This is a genomic window from Brevundimonas vesicularis, from assembly GCF_032067225.1.
GTDB classification, from domain to species: Bacteria; Pseudomonadota; Alphaproteobacteria; order Caulobacterales; family Caulobacteraceae; genus Brevundimonas; species Brevundimonas vesicularis_F.
Window position 1 is genome coordinate 1 of the sequence record NZ_DAMBJX010000060.1, and the last position, 15,405, is coordinate 15,405.

Annotated in this window: 11 protein-coding genes and 1 riboswitch; of the genes, 6 read left to right on the forward strand and 5 right to left on the reverse strand. The window is 65.8% G+C overall.

Going from position 1 to position 15,405, the window contains the following annotated elements; genetic code table 11:
* Window positions 1-28: 28 nt before the first annotated feature.
* A complete protein-coding gene (locus RT123_RS13190; protein ID WP_313009575.1) occupies window positions 29-1,927 on the forward strand; it encodes a PPC domain-containing protein in 1,899 nt (632 codons plus the stop codon).
* A gap of 47 nt (window positions 1,928-1,974) precedes the next feature.
* Window positions 1,975-2,118: riboswitch (yybP-ykoY riboswitch) on the forward strand.
* Between the two features lie 27 nt (window positions 2,119-2,145).
* Window positions 2,146-2,718 carry a manganese efflux pump MntP family protein gene (locus RT123_RS13195; RefSeq protein WP_313009565.1) on the forward strand — a complete coding sequence of 191 codons (573 nt, stop codon included), beginning with the start codon at window positions 2,146-2,148 and terminating at the stop codon, window positions 2,716-2,718.
* A 6-nt stretch (window positions 2,719-2,724) separates the two neighbouring features.
* Here RT123_RS13195 and hutH read toward each other — a convergent pair whose 3' ends face one another.
* The 3 genes from hutH to hutG are packed head-to-tail and all read right to left on the reverse strand — an operon-like array spanning window position 2,725 to window position 6,737.
* Window positions 2,725-4,254 (reverse strand): histidine ammonia-lyase, encoded by a 1,530-nt coding sequence (gene hutH / locus RT123_RS13200; RefSeq protein ID WP_313009566.1) that lies wholly within the window; start codon window positions 4,252-4,254, stop codon window positions 2,725-2,727.
* A 3-nt stretch (window positions 4,255-4,257) separates the two neighbouring features.
* Entirely contained in the window at window positions 4,258-5,922 is a 1,665-nt protein-coding gene (hutU, locus tag RT123_RS13205; protein ID WP_313009567.1) for a urocanate hydratase, read from the reverse strand.
* A complete protein-coding gene (gene hutG, locus RT123_RS13210; protein ID WP_313009568.1) occupies window positions 5,919-6,737 on the reverse strand; it encodes an N-formylglutamate deformylase in 819 nt (272 codons plus the stop codon). The genes hutU and hutG overlap by 4 nt, the downstream gene beginning before the upstream one ends.
* Window positions 6,738-6,814: 77 nt before the next feature.
* Between hutG and RT123_RS13215 the strand changes: the two genes are divergently transcribed.
* From RT123_RS13215 to RT123_RS13230, 4 genes are read left to right on the forward strand one after another with little or no spacing between them, the layout of a single operon-like run.
* Window positions 6,815-8,191 (forward strand): formimidoylglutamate deiminase, encoded by a 1,377-nt coding sequence (locus tag RT123_RS13215; protein ID WP_313009569.1) that lies wholly within the window; start codon window positions 6,815-6,817, stop codon window positions 8,189-8,191.
* Window positions 8,188-8,913, forward strand: coding sequence for a histidine utilization repressor (gene hutC, locus RT123_RS13220; RefSeq protein ID WP_313009570.1), 726 nt, complete (start codon window positions 8,188-8,190; stop codon window positions 8,911-8,913). The genes RT123_RS13215 and hutC overlap by 4 nt, the downstream gene beginning before the upstream one ends.
* Window positions 8,910-10,121, forward strand: a complete 1,212-nt coding sequence (hutI, locus tag RT123_RS13225; RefSeq protein WP_313009571.1) for an imidazolonepropionase — start codon at window positions 8,910-8,912, stop codon at window positions 10,119-10,121. The genes hutC and hutI overlap by 4 nt, the downstream gene beginning before the upstream one ends.
* Before the next feature lie 56 nt (window positions 10,122-10,177).
* Window positions 10,178-13,555: a DNA methyltransferase gene (locus tag RT123_RS13230; protein ID WP_313009572.1), complete on the forward strand. Its 3,378-nt coding sequence runs from the start codon at window positions 10,178-10,180 to the stop codon at window positions 13,553-13,555.
* A 3-nt stretch (window positions 13,556-13,558) separates the two neighbouring features.
* Here the strand turns inward: RT123_RS13230 and RT123_RS13235 are convergent, their stop codons facing one another.
* Both RT123_RS13235 and RT123_RS13240 read right to left on the reverse strand, forming a co-directional pair.
* Window positions 13,559-13,936: a response regulator gene (locus tag RT123_RS13235; RefSeq protein WP_313009573.1), complete on the reverse strand. Its 378-nt coding sequence runs from the start codon at window positions 13,934-13,936 to the stop codon at window positions 13,559-13,561.
* The coding region (locus tag RT123_RS13240) for an HWE histidine kinase domain-containing protein (RefSeq protein ID WP_313009574.1) at window positions 13,933-15,405 on the reverse strand (1,473 nt) is incomplete at its 5' end. The genes RT123_RS13235 and RT123_RS13240, both read right to left, overlap by 4 nt.

Here is a 15,405-nt window from a genome sequence, read left to right on the forward strand (position 1 = left end):
AGATCCGCAGCCTATGCTGGAGGAATTCATGAACCGTCCGTCGCTCGCCGCCGCTGTCAGCACCCTGGCCCTCTTGTGGGCGGTCGCGCCGGCCGTGGCCCAGGACGCGCAGTCGCTGCGCATCGGCGCCAATGTGACCGGCGCCCTGACGGACGGCGACGCCAAGGCGGCGGATGACGAATATCGCTACGACGACTATCGGTTCGAGGCGCGGGCGGGGCAGCGGCTGGAAGCTATGCTGAGATCGGACGCTTTCGACGCCTATCTGGAAGTCTACGACGACGGCGCAGCAGGCGAGCCGCTGGCGTCCGACGACGACGGATTGGGAGACGGCACGAATGCGCGGCTGCGCTTCACGCCGGAGCAGGCGGGGACCTATGTTCTGAGGGCCCGGACGCTGAGCGGACTGGACGGCGGCGATTATCGTCTGTCGTTGCAGGAACGCCCGGCGCCGCCGCGCGCGCCGCGACCCGGCGGCATTCGTGTGGGTGCGACCCAGAGCGGCGAACTGACGGCGCGCGATCCTGAGCAGGAAGACGGCGGCCGCTATGACGCTTACGCCTTCCGCGCCAATGCGGGCGATCGGTTTGTCGTGACGCTGGACTCCGAGGCCTTCGATCCCCTGGTTCGGGTGGGGCGGATGAACGGTCCCGATTTCGTCGAGATCAGTTCGAACGACGACGCGCCCGGCGGCGGACTGAACTCGCGGCTGACCTTCACGGCGCCGACGGCCGGCGAGTATGTGATCCGGGCCACGTCGCTGGAAGACGGGCTGGGTCGCTACGAACTGGGCCTGGCCGAGGCGCCGCCCGCGCCGCCGTCGAAGCCCATCGCGATCGGTGACGAGATCAAGGGTGAACTGGACTCGGACAGCGCCACGAACGACGGCGGCCAGCGCGCAGAAACCTATCGCTTCACCGGAACGAACGGTCAGCGCGTCGCGATCGAAATGAAGTCGAGCGACTTCGACGCCTATCTGACGCTTCGCCGCGCTTCGGATGATACGGTTTTGGCGGAGGATGATGACGGTGCCGGCTCGGGCACCGACGCCCGCATCGCGCGTACCTTGGACGCCGACGGCGACTACATCATCGAGGCGCGCGGGTTCAGCGACGAGGCCGAGGGCGACTATACGCTGAAGCTGACCGAAACCGCGCCGCCGCCGCCGCCGACCACGGCGACCCTGGGTCAAACCGTGGAAGGCGAGATCACCGACGAGGACCCCCAGGGCGACGACGGCAAACGCTACAACGCCTACGTCTTTTCCGGAACCGAAGGACAGCGCGTCCAGGCGATCCTGCGGTCCGGCGATTTCGACGCCTATCTGGAGATCGGCAAGGCCGACGGTGAGTTCGAGGCCCTGGCCAGCGATGACGACGGCCTGGCCGAGGGCACGGATTCGCGGCTGAACTTCACCCTGCCGTCGGACGGGAACTATGTGATCCGCGCCATGCCGCTGGATGCGGAAGGCAAGGGCCTCTATTCGCTGGAGCTGCTGGATCGCGGGCCAGAGCCCAAGCCCGGCAGCCTGCTGATCGGGTCGACCGTGCGCGGAACCCTGTCGAACAGCGCCGCGCTCAGCGACGGAGGCGCCTTTTTCGACGCTTACCGCTTCCAGGCCAAGAAGGACGAGAAGCTGCGTCTGACGATGGTGTCGAACGCCTTCGATTCTTTCATCGACCTGGGCAAGCAGGACGAGGACGGCGATTTCACCAGCTTGGCCACCGACGACGACAGCCTGTCCGACGCGCACGCCAAGCTGGATTGGACCGCGCCGGATGACGGCTGGTACGTCGTGCGCGCTCGCGCCTATGGGCCCAACCAGATGGGCGCCTATGCCCTGACGGTCGAGCGCCAACCGGCCGGAGCGTCGACCTCGGCCCGCGATGATGCGCCCGCCGCGGCGGCGCCCAAGTCGGGCACGTGACCGACCTGTGAGGTTGCCAAGCGCAGGAAGCGGCGTGTAGAGAGCCGCCTCCTGTTGGGGAGTAGCTTCCGGCGTTCGTCGTCGGGATCGCGTCAACATACTCGCGCTTCGGCGCGTGGCGCGATCAGCGGAACCACCGCCTAGCGAGACCAGCGTGTCCTGACGCCGCGACCGGCCGGTGCAGGACCGCTGTCACGCGTCCGGTCGAGTGCTGTTTCATGACCCCAGGCGCCATCGCCATTCTCTCGCTCAGCATGTCCACGGACGCCTTTGCGGCCGCCGTCGGACGCGGGGCGTCGCATCGACCCGCCGTCAAGGACGCCGTCAAGGCTGGCCTGGTCTTCGGCGTGATCGAGGCGATCACACCCCTGATCGGCTGGGGATTGGGCATCATCGCCGCCGGCCTGGTCGAAAAGGTCGATCACTGGATCGCCTTCACCCTGCTGCTGATCGTCGGCGGCAAGATGATCTGGGAAGGCGTTCAACCTCGCGGCGCGGGCGAGGATGAGGCGCCTCGCCGGTCCGGCCCTTGGGCGCTCGTGGCGACGGCGGTCGGCACCAGCATCGACGCTGCGGCCGTAGGCGTGGGGCTGGCCTTCATCGGGGCCAATATATGGGTGATCGCCGCCTCGATCGGCTTCACCACCTTCGTGTTAACTACCATCGGAATGCTGATCGGCAAGGCCGTAGGCACGCGTTTCGGCAAGACGGCCGAGATCATCGGCGGCGTAGCCCTGATTGGTCTGGGCACGGCCATCCTGCTGGAACACCTAGGTGTTCTCGGCGGCTGAGCCAGATCAGACCGAGGGCAGCAGGTCCGCCGCGAAGGTTCGGTAACGACCGGCGCGCACGGCGTCGGTCGCACGGGCGATGTCCGGGGCGAAATAGTGATCGCTCGTATAGGGGGCGGCGGCTTCTCGGACGATGGCGAAGACCTGTTCCAGCGCCGGCGAGCTGGTGAGCGGCCGATGGAACTCCAGTCCCTGCGCCGCCGCCAGAAGCTCGATGCCGACCACTGTCGCCGTGTTCTCGGCCATGTCCAGCAGGCGGCGGGCGCCGTGGGTGGCCATGCTGACGTGATCTTCCTGATTGGCGCTGGTGGGCACGGTGTCCACGCTGCACGGATGAGCGACCATGCGGTTCTCGGCGATCAGGGCGGCAGCCGTCACCTGGGCGATCATGAAGCCGGAGTTCAGGCCGCTTTCCCTGACCAGGAAGGCCGGCAGTTCGCTCATCTTGGGATCCACCAGAATCGAGGTGCGGCGTTCGGAGATATTGCCGATCTCGCAGAGCGCCATGGCGATCTGATCGGCAGCGAAAGCAACGGGTTCGGCGTGGAAGTTTCCGCCCGAAATGACGTCGCCATCCTCGATGAAGACCAGCGGATTGTCGGTCACGGCGTTGGCTTCACGCGCCAGCGTGGCGGCGGCGCTGGTCAGCACATCGAGGACTGCGCCCATGACCTGGGGCTGGCAGCGCAGGGAGTAGGGGTCCTGTACCTTGGTGCAGTCGTCGCGGTGACTGTCGCGGATGGCGGAGCCGGCCATCAACTCGCGCAGGCGGGCGGCGACGGCGATCTGGCCGGGCTGACCCCGCAGGGCGTGAATGCGATGATCGAACGGGGCGTCGGACCCTTTCAGCGCATCGACCGACAAGGCGCCGGCGGCGACTCCGGCGGCAAACGCCGCCTCGGCCGCAAATAGACCGGCCAGGGCCAGCGCCGTCGAACATTGGGTGCCGTTCAGCAGCGCCAGGCCTTCCTTCGGGCCGAGCGTAAGCGGCGTAAGGCCGACCTTCGCCAGAGCCGCTTCGGCCTCCAAGGTTTCGCCGTTCAGCCGCGCCTCGCCCACGCCGATCAGGACGCAGGACATATGGGCCAGGGGCGCCAGGTCGCCCGAGGCGCCGACCGATCCCTTGGACGGAATGCAGGGCAGGATGTCCGCGTTGACCAGAGCAATCAGGGCCTCCAGCGTCTCACGCCGAACACCCGAGGCGCCGCGCGACAGACTGGCGATTTTCAACACCATCAGCAGACGCGTCACCGAATCCGGCAGCAGCGGCCCGACTCCACAGGCGTGGCTGAGAACCAGATTACGCTGCAGCGTTTCCAGATCCTCAGGCGCGATGGACGTGTTGGCTAGCAGGCCAAAGCCGGTGTTGACGCCGTAGACGGTGCGCCCCTCGGCCACGATGGCGGCGATGGTCGCTGCGCCCCTGTCCACATCGGTCCAGGCGATGGGCGTCAGTGAAACGGTAGCGGGGCCCTCCAGCACCGCACGAAGCTGCGCAAGCGTAAGAGGCGATTGGCCGAGGGTGATCGCGGTCATGGTTCAGGCCTTCAAGCTCGGAAGGTTCACTTCATGCTCGCGGGCGGCCGCGCGGGCGATCTCATAGCCAGCGTCGGCGTGACGCATGACGCCCGTGGCGGGGTCGTTCCACAGCACCCGCTCAAGCCGTTTTGCGGTCTCCGGCGTCCCGTCCGCGACGATGACGACGCCCGAGTGCTGGGAATAGCCCATGCCGACGCCGCCACCGTGGTGCAGCGATACCCAGCTGGCGCCAGAGGCCGTGTTCAACAGGGCGTTCAGCAGAGGCCAGTCGGATACGGCGTCCGATCCATCCATCATGGCCTCGGTCTCTCGGTTCGGGCTGGCGACCGAACCGCTGTCCAGGTGATCGCGGCCGATGACGATCGGGCCGGACAGTTCGCCCGACGCCACCATGTCGTTGAACATCAGGCCGGCGCGGTGCCGATCACCCAACCCGATCCAGCAGATGCGGGCCGGAAGGCCTTGAAAAGCGATGCGCTCGCCCGCCATGTCGATCCAGCGGTGAAGACCTGCATTGTCGGGGAACAGGCGCTTCATCGCCGCGTCTGTCTTTCTGATATCTTCCGGATCGCCGGTCAGGGCCGCCCAGCGGAACGGACCGATCCCCCGACAGAACAGTGGGCGGATGTAGGCGGGCACGAAGCCGGGGAATTCGAAAGCATTCGTCACGCCCGCGTCGAAGGCGACCTGACGGATGTTGTTGCCGTAGTCGGTGGTCGGCACGCCCATCGCCTGAAAGTCCAGCATGGCCTGCACGTGACCGGCGATGGAGCTTCGCGCGGCGGCGGCGACGCTGTCGGGATCGCTGACGCGCTTGTCTTCCCACTCCGCGACGGTCCAGCCCGAGGGGAGATAGCCGTTGATGAGATCGTGCGCGCTGGTCTGGTCGGTGACGAGATCGGGCCGCACGCCGCGACGAACCATTTCAGGCAACAGATCGGCTGCATTGCCCAACAGGCCGATCGACAAGGGTTTCTTGTCCCGGAACGATTTCTCCAGCAGCGCCAGGGCTTCGTTTAGGGTTTCGGCCATGACATCGACGTAGCGCGTCCGCAGACGGAACTCGATGCGGCTGCGTTGGCATTCGATCGTGATGCAGGATGCGCCCGCCATGGTCGCGGCCAGAGGCTGGGCCCCGCCCATGCCGCCCAGGCCCGCGGTCAGGATCCACTTGCCCGACCAGTCGCCACCGTAGTGCTGGCGGCCAGCCTCCATGAAGGTCTCGTAGGTGCCCTGAACGATGCCCTGGGTGCCGATGTAGATCCACGACCCGGCGGTCATCTGGCCATACATGGCCAGGCCCTTGCGATCGAGCTCGTTGAAATGCTCCCAGGTCGCCCATTTCGGCACCAGGTTGGAGTTGGCGATCAGCACGCGTGGGGTGTCGGCATGGGTGCGGAAGACGCCCACCGGCTTGCCGGATTGCACCAGCAGGGTCTCGTCGGCCTCCAGCGCCTGCAAGCTTTCCACGATCCGGTCGAAGGCCGCCCAATTCCGCGCCGCCTTGCCGATGCCGCCATAGACGACGAGGTCCTGGGGCCGCTCGGCGACCTCGGGATCGAGGTTGTTCATCAGCATCCGCATGGCCGCCTCGGCGGCCCAGGTCTTGGCGGTCTTTTCCGGGCCGCGCGGGCTGCGGACGATCCGGGCGTTGGGCGTGTTCATCGTTGGCTCTCGGCGAAGGCGATGCAGGCGGTCAGGACGCGGCGCAGATGACCGCGCATCGGCTCGGCCCGATCCGGCTCATAGGGGCTGGGCCAGTTGTCGGGCGACACCGGGCCGGTTGGATCGAGGATGTAGCCCCGGTCCGCCAGTTCCATCTGGATGGCGTGAAGACCGGCCTCGGGACGGCCGTAGTGGCGCGTGGTCCACCCGCCCTTGAAGCGGCCGTTGACGACCACGCTGTCGCCGCTGGCCGTGCAGGCGACCGCGACGGCTTGGGTCAGACTGCGCGCGCAGGTGGCGCCGTCGTTGTCGCCGATGTTAAACTGCGGCAGTTCGCCCTCGAACAGGCGCGGCACGACGGACCGGATGGAATGGGCGTCGTAGAGAACCACCGGGCCGGAGCTGCGCAGTCGATCCAACTGGCCCTGCAGGGCGGCGTGATAGGGATCGAACCAGATCGCGCGTCGCTCGGCGATCTCGGCCGCGTCGGGTTCCTGGCCTGGCCGATACAGCGGCTCCCCGTCGAAGGTCTCGGTCGGGCACAGGCCGGTCGTGGTCATACCGGGATAGAGGGAGACGCCCGACGGATCGCGATTCACATCGATGACACTGCGCGACACGCCCGTGCGCACCAAGGTTGCGCCCATGTCGATCGCGAAGTCGTACAGCCGATCCACCCACCAGTCTGCGTCCTTGCGGGCCAGCCAGGATGAGGTCATCCGCGCCTCGATGGCGGGCGGAATGTCGGTCCCCGTGTGCGGCAGGCCGATCACCAGCGGCGCCGAACCTTCGTGGATGGTCAGCCAGTCCTGCATCCGTTCGGCCTCCCTCGCCAAATCGATCCACCGTGGTATGTCTAGACATATTGATCGTAACGACACGGACCTGTCCAGTGACCCTTCAGCCGCAGCCTGTGGATCGCACCCTCTGGTTCGAGGCGGCCTTGTTGCCGGACGGCTGGGGGCGCGGCGTCCGCATCGGCATCGCAGGCGGGCGGATCGTCAGTCTTGAAACAGACGTTGCGCGCAGCCCGGCGGACGAGGGGGGCGGTGTCGCCCTGCCTGGCGTCGCCAATGTCCACAGCCACACCTTTCAGCGCGCCATGGCGGGCCTGACCGAAGCGCGCGGGCCTTCAGACGACGACTTCTGGACGTGGCGCGAGTTTATGTACCGCTTCCTTGATTGGGGCGGGCCGGAAGAGATCGAGGCCATCACCGCCCTGGCCTTCATGGAAATGCTGGAGGGCGGCTTCACCCGCGTCGCCGAGTTCCACTATCTGCACAATGACCCGTCGGGCGCGGCCTACTCGGACCGGGCCGAGATCGCCGCGCGGATCGTGACGGCAGCGCAGGCGACGGGCATCGCCCTGACCATGCTGCCGGTCTTCTACGCTCATGCCGGGTTTGGCGGTCAGCCGCCGGCGCATGGTCAGCGGCGCTTCATCAACGATCTGGACGGCTTCGCCGATCTGGTGGCGCGATGCCGGATCTTGACCGGCGATCTGCCCGACGCCGTGGTCGGGGTGGCGCCGCACAGTCTGCGCGCCGTCAGCCCGGAAGAGTTGGCGGCCATGCCTGCGCTGGCGGGCGACGGGCCGATCCATATCCATGTCGCCGAACAGACCAAAGAGGTGGCGGACTGTCTGGCCTGGTCGGGCGCGCGGCCGGTCGAATGGCTCTTGGCCAATGCGCCGGTCGATCCGCGTTGGTGCCTGATCCACTCCACCCATGTGACTGAGGCGGAGTGGCGCGGTGTCGTGGCGCGCGGCGCCGTCGTCGGCCTGTGCCCGATCACCGAGGCCAATCTGGGCGACGGCGTCTTCCCGGCGGTCGATTTCACGCGCGCCGGGGGCCGGTTCGGCATCGGGAGCGATTCCAACGTGCAGATCGGCGTCGCAGAGGAACTGCGGATGCTCGAATACAGCCAGCGGCTGGCGCTGCGCGGTCGCGCCGTCATGGCGGACCCTGAACGCTCGACGGGCCGCGCCTTGTTTGATCGCGCGCTGGCGGGCGGCGTTCAGGCGACGGGCGCGGGGTCGGGTCTGAGCGTCGGGGCGTCGGCGGACATCGTATCGCTGGATACAAGCGGCGTCGCCTTTGCGGGACGGTCGGGCGATGCAGTGCTCGACAGCTGGATCTTCGGCGCGCCGACGGGCTCGATCCGTTCGGTGTGGCGAGCGGGGCGGGAGGTTGTGAAAGACGGCCGCCACATCGCCCGCGACGGCATTGAGGCGCGCTATCGCAAGGCCTTGTCGGCGGTGTTGGGGTGAGCCTGCATCGCCGCATCTACGCCGATCTGGAGGGGCTTATCCTGTCCGGCGCGCTATCGCCCGGCGAGCGTATTCCGTTCGAGCATGAGCTGACCGAACGCTACGGCTGTTCACGCATGACGGTGTCCAAGGCCATTTCGGAACTGGCGGGGCGGGGGCTGGTGACGCGCCGACGTCGCGCCGGCACCTTCGTCGCCCAACCCAAGGCCCACGCCGCCGTCCTGGCTATTCCCGACCTGCGGGCCGAGGTGATCGAGCGCGGGCAGGCTTACGGCTATGTCCTGCTGGAGCGGATCGCACGCGAACCGGACGGTGAGGACGAAATCGAACTGGCGTCAGGTGGTCTTCTGCTGGATCTGACCTGTCTGCACAGCGCCGACGGCGCGCCGCTGGCTTTGGAACACAGGCTCATCGCGCTCGGCGCGGCGCCTCAAGCCATAGACGTCAATTTTCATACGGTTCCGCCGGGAAGCTGGCTGCTGGACTCCGCGCCTTGGACTGAGGCTGAGAACCGCATTTCAGCAATCGCGGCCGACGCCCGCTCTGCACGCCTACTGGAACTCAAGCCCGGCGCCGCCTGCCTGTGCGTCGAGCGCCGGACATGGCGGGACGGGCAGGGGGTGACGCGGGTGTGGCAGACCTTCCCCGGCGACCGCTACGATTTGGTGGCGCGCTTCTCGTCCGCCCATTCACCCGTTCTGGCAAAGGAGCCTCGCCGATGAAGGCCGACCGTCTGCTGATCGATTGTCATGTCGCCACCATGGTCGAGGGACCGGTTCCTTACGGCGCGATACAGGACGCCGCCGTGATCGTCGCCGATGGCCGCATCGCCTGGGTGGGACCACGCGCTGACCTGCCGGCCATAGAGGCGGCTGAAACCCAGCGGCTGGATGGCCGATGGATCACGCCTGGCCTGATCGACTGCCACACCCACCTGGTGTTCGGCGGAGACCGTTCGGCCGAGTTCGAACAGCGGCTGGGCGGCGCGACCTATGAGGAGATCGCGCGGGCCGGCGGCGGCATCGTCTCGTCCGTGAAGGCCACGCGCGCCGCGTCGGAGGATGACCTGTTCGCTTCCGCCATGACGCGTCTGGCGGGGCTGAAGGCGACGGGTGTCACCACCATCGAGATCAAGTCCGGCTATGGTCTGGACCTTGAGACCGAGCTGAAGATGCTGCGTGTCGCGCGTCGGATCGGGCGCGAGGGCGGCGTGCGGGTTCGCACCAGCTATCTGGGCCTGCATGCCGTGCCGCCTGAATATCGCGACGACCGGGCCGCCTATGTTGATCTGGCCATCGACGAGATCCTGCCCGCCGCCCATGCCGAGGGCCTGGTCGATGCGGTCGATGCCTATTGCGAGCCCATCGCCTTCTCCACTGCAGAAGTGTCGCGTCTCTTCGACAGGGCGCGCGCACTGGGGCTGCCGGTCAAGCTGCACGCCGACCAGTTGTCGAACGGAGGGGGAGCGGCCCTGGCGGCGCGCTATCAGGCTCTGTCCGCCGATCACATCGAACATACGACCGAGGAAGGCGTCGCCGCCATGGCCGCCACGGGCGTGGTCGCCGTCCTGTTGCCCGGCGCCTATCTGATGCTGCGCGAGACCAAGGCCCCGCCCATCGATCTCCTGCGCCGCCACGGCGTGCGCATGGCCGTCGCCACCGACTGCAACCCCGGCACCTCGCCTGTCGCTTCCATGACCGCCGCGCTGAACCTCGCCTGCGTTCAGTTCCGTCTGACGCCGGAAGAGGCCCTGGCCGGCGCAACGCGGGAGGCGGCGCGGGCGCTTGGGATGCTGGCCGAGATTGGGACGCTCGAAACCGGGAAGGCGGCCGACCTTGCGATCTGGGATATCTCGCGACCGGCCGAGCTTTGTTACTGGCTGGGCAAGCCCTTGCTTAACGCTGCATACAGAGACAGAAAACACGTATAGATTGCGTTCAGGAATCGAACCATAGATTGTCTGCATGGACGCAGAACAATCAGACGATGTCGAATCCTTCATCAAAAATTTGGTCCGCGGCGCCGATCAGCGAACGCGCCCACTATCAGACCTTCATCATTCAGCTCTGCCGCCTGATCGGCGTCCCCGCGCCGGACGACGAACGCGCGGGCGACCTGGATTATTGTTTCGAACGGCCGATCCGCTTTCATCACGACAATGGGCAGACGACGGCGGGCTGGATCGATTGCGCCAAACGGGACTGTTTCGTCCTGGAAGCCAAACAGTCGCGCAAACGCCGCGACGGAGGTCCGCTGGACCCCGCCGCGCAACTGGCTTTATTGGGCAAGTCCGCCGGAAAGGCGCATGCGCCGTCGATGGAGGCGCTCGATCGCGTCATGCGGGTCGCCAAGCGGCAGGCTGAAAACTACGCCAAGGCCTTGGCCGAATGGCCGCCGTTTCTGATCACGGTGGATGTCGGACGGTCGATCGAGCTGTGGTCGGACTTTGCGAGGCAAGGCAAGATCTATGCGCCGTTTCCAGATCGGGCGGGCTATCGGATCACGCTAGACCAGCTGCGCTCGCCTGAGGTTAGAGAGCGGCTGCGCCGGGTCTGGACCGATCCGATGTCGCTCGATCCGGCCGCCCGGTCGGCGGCGGTTACGACGGAAATCGCAAAGTCTCTGGCTTGGTTGGTAAAGTCGATCAACGGTCGGCGACAGGTCGGGCTTGGGCCAGTCGATCGCGCCGCGCAGGCGAGCAAGACCGCGCGTTTCGTGATGCAATGCATCTTCGCCATGTTCGCGGACAGCGTCGGCCTGATCGAGCGGCGCAGCTTTCTGAGCTTGCTCGAAAGCTATCGCGGGGATGCGGAACGCTTCCACCAAGGCGCGCTGTCGTTGTTCGTGGCGATGGATCAGGGCGGTTATTGCCTCGCCACCCGCCAACACATCCGCCGGTTCAACGGCGGCCTCTACAGCACGGTCGAGACGCTGCCCATCGAGGAAGGCGAGTTGGAGGCCTTGATCGCTGCGGCGAAGAGCGACTGGACCGACGTCGAGCCAGCCATCTTCGGAACCCTGCTGGAGCAGGCGCTAGACCCGGCTGAGCGGGCCGAACTGGGCGCGCATTACACGCCTCGCGCCTATGTCGAGCGCCTGATCGCGCCGACGATCATGGAACCGTTGCGCGCGGATTGGGAGGCGGTGGAGGGCGAAGCGGTTGCGGAGTTCATGCAGGGCGACGTCGTCAAGGCGCGTCGCCGCCTGCACGCGTTTCATGATCGGCTTTGCAAGACGCGCGTGCTGGATCCCGCCTGCGGCACGGGCAATTTTCTTTATGTCGCCATGCGGATGATGAAGGAGCTGGAAGAGGAAATCTTCAGCACACTGGCAGAGATGGGCGAGCATCAGGGCGTGCTGGCTTTCGACGGGCGGGTCGTCAGCCCCGAGCAATTCTATGGCATGGAAAAGAACGCCAACGCCGCCTGGATCGCTGAGATGGTCATGTGGATCGGCCATCTTCAGTGGCACTTCCGCATATCCGGCGCGCCGATGCCGTCGGAGCCCATCCTCAAGAACTTTCGCACCATCCGACAGGCCGACGCCCTGCTGGAGTTCTCGCGCGTCGAGATGGTGCATGGGCGTGATCAGGCCGAGCGAGAGCGAGTTCGCTATATCGACCCGCGCCCCACACCTTGGCCGGACGTTGAATTCATCGTCGGCAATCCGCCCTTCATTGGGGGCAAAGGCCTGAGACGAGAGTTGGGCGACGGCTACGTCGATGCCCTTGCAGCCATACGGGGTGGTCGATTTCTTTCGGCAGACCTGGTCATGGCCTGGTGGGATCGCGCGGCGGAAATCCTGATCAGGCCAGATACGCGGTTGCGGCGCTTTGGGTTCATCACCACCAATTCGATCACCCAGACCTTCTCGCGACGGGTGATCGAACATCATCTGGCCAAACGGCCGCCGATCAGGATTGTCTTCGCCATCGCAAACCATCCGTGGGCCAGAGGCGTGGGATACGCTGACGTCAGGATCGCCATGTCGGTCGCCGAGCGGGGCGAGCCGGACGGCCAGGGACGATGGCTGAGGGTCAAGGATGCGGATGCCACGACGTTCGAGGAGCGTCACGGCGACATCGGCGCGGACCTGATGCTGGACAGTCGACTGATGCGCGTTCGACAGCTGAAGGCCAACGCGGTGCTGGCCTATCGCGGCGTGCAGCTGATGGGCTCGGGTTTTCAGGTCACGTCAGAGAAGGCCGAACGCCTCCTGTCCGGCTCAGACCCGCAGGCGCCGTCGCCGGTTCGCGACTATCAGAATGGCCGAGATCTGGCGGATCGATCACGCGGGCTGCAGGTCATTGATTTCTTCGGCTGGGACGAAGGCGAGGCGCGTCGTCGGCATCCGCTGCTGTTTCAGCATCTGCTGGAGACGGTTAAGCCGGATCGGGATCGCAACAACCGGGCGGCCTATCGCGACAACTGGTGGATCTTCGGAGAGCCGCGTCGTGATCTGCGCGACGCCCTGGAGGGATTGAGCCGCTTTATCGTCACCATAGAAACCGCCAAACATCGCTGGTTTAGATTCATGGATGCCGCCACCTTGCCGGACAACAAGCTGGTGGTGATCGCCAGCGATGATCCGTTCGTGCTTGGCGTCTTGTCTTCGCGCCAGCATCGCGCATGGTTCGCCGCCAACGCCGGCCGCATCGGCGAATACGAACGCGAGGCCGTCTATGTGAAAGGCGCCTGTTTCGACACCTTTCCATTTCCGGATGCAGGCACCGCCTTGGCGGCAGAGATCGGCGTCCTGGCCGAAGAACTCGATGCCGTAAGGGCTGACGTCCTGCGCCACAGCGACGCCTTGACGATGACCGGCCTTTACAACGCCAGAGCGAGGATAGGCCTAGGCGATCACGGGTCGGAAGCTGAACATGCGATCTACGACCAGGGGCGCGTCGGCATCATCGACCATCTGCGTCAGCGCCTCGATCAGCTGGTCGCCAAGGCCTATGGCTGGCCTGACGACCTGGCGGACAGGCAGATCGTCGAGCGCCTGATCCAGCTGAACCAGGCCAGGGCTGAGCAGGAGGCGCAGGGCGACATCCACTTCCTGCGACCGGATTATCAAGCCGGCAAGGTGCGCCAAGGGACTGCAAGACCGACGCAGCCTCTTCTACCGACATCGAGGCAGAAGGCCCTGTTTCCTGAACAACCCGGCGTTCTGGCGTCCAGCCTGCTCTCAATCCTGCGCCGACAGGGCGTTCCGATGTCGCCGACCGAACTGATGGACGAGTTCGAGGGCAGTCGGCCGCGTGCGAAGAGGCTGATTACACATACGCTCACGGTGCTGGCCGTCGCAGGGTCCGTGCAGAATACCGATGACGGATGGTTCGCGCCGCGGCGAATGCCGAGCTAGGCTTCAGGCTTGGGTCACGCCCATGGCCTTCATCAGGGCGTCGCGGATGGCGGCTTCAGTGAAGGGCTTCTGGATCGTGGGTTGGCCGCGCCATTCGTCGGGCAGACCGCCTTCGCCATAGCCGGTTGAAAAGACGAACGGCACGCCGCGTTCGTTCAACGCCTCTGCGACGGGAAAGACCTGACGGCCGGCGACGTTCACGTCCAGCAAGGCGGCGTCGAGATTTTCCGTGTCCCGGGCCAGCCTTTGACCGTCATCCACATTGGAGGCGGGACCGATCGGCACGCATTCCATGTCTTCCAGGATCGTTTCCAGAAGCATGGCCACGAGCGACTCGTCCTCGACCACGAGGACACGGCGACCGGTCAGAGGTTGAGTCATTGTGCGGCCGTCCTGTCCAGTGGAACCGTCAGTTCCGCGATCAATCCATCGGGGGCGTAGACCAGATCGATCTCGCCCGCCAGATCATGTCGAATGTTTCGTTCAATCAAACGGCTACCGAAGCCTCTTCTGTCCGGAACCGTAACTTTGGGGCCGCCGATTTCGCGCCAGCTCAGCTTCAGTTTGCGGTCGCGCTGATCCGCCAGACCCCAGTCGATGAGGATGCGACCGTCCGGCGTATGCAGCGCGCCGTATTTGGCGGCATTCGTCGCAAGCTCATGGAAGATCATGCCCAGAGACAGAACGACGGCCGGCTCCAGCGCCACCGGTGGTCCATTCAGGCTTATGCGGGTCGGCCCGTAAGCTTCCGTCTCATGTTCCAGGATGGCGCGCAGGTCGGCGCCCTCCCAATGGCTTTGCGTCAGCAGATTGTGGGTGTGCGACAGGGCCATGATCCGCGACTGGAAGGTCTCGGCGAAGCTGGCCGGGTCGGTGTTGGAACGGGCCGTCTGGATTGCGATGGATTGCACCGTAGCCAAGGTGTTCTTCACGCGGTGATTCAGCTCGTCGATCATCAACTTCTGGCGCTGGGCGGCCAGGACGTTCTCGGTGATGTCATGGCCTTGCACGAAGATGCCCACCACCGCGCCCGCGTCGTCGCGGATCGGTTGATAGATGAAGTTGAGATAGACGGTTTCGAGCAGCCCGTCGGGCTTACGCTGCAGCTGGGCCGCGCTCTCGCGCCCTTCATAGGGTTCGCCTGTGGCGAAGACGCTGTCGAGAAACTCGTAGAAGCCCTGGCCTTCCAGTTCCGGCAGGGCCTGCCTGACGGGCTTGCCGGCGATATCCCTGTAACCAATGAGCTGGCTGTAGGCGTCGTTGTGCATCTGGAACCGGTGATCCGGCCCGGACAGGATGGCGACGAAGCCAGGGGCCTGCATGAACATTTCAACGAGGCGATTGCGCTCGGTCTCCAGGCGACGATTGTCCTCCTGCACCGACTGGGCGCGACGCAGGACCGAGCCCCCGATGATGGCGTCCAGCGCGGTCGTCGGCTCATCCGGGCGGAGGACGGGCGCCAGGTCCGTCACATCCGTGGTGTGCTGAAGCAGCATGACCACTTCGCCGTCGGCGTTCAGTATGGGCGTATGGGTGGCGCTCCAGAGACGCTCCTCAAAAACCTCGCTGCCGTCCGGCTGGGCTCGAGGCATCGAAAAACGCACGACCGCCAGATGATCGCGTTGGCGGGTGTCGCGCGCCTTTTCCAATGAGGCACGGACTTGGCGGACGTTCTCCGGGGCGTCCGAGCCAGGACCCGAGTCAAAAGCGGCAAAAAGAGGTTGGCCCAGCACTTCGCTGCGCTTGGCGCCCGTCACATCCATATAGGCCTGGTTGACCTCGGCGGTCCGAAGGTCGGGCGTAAGCAGCACATAGGGATTGGGCGAGGCCTCGAAAGCCGCACCCAGATT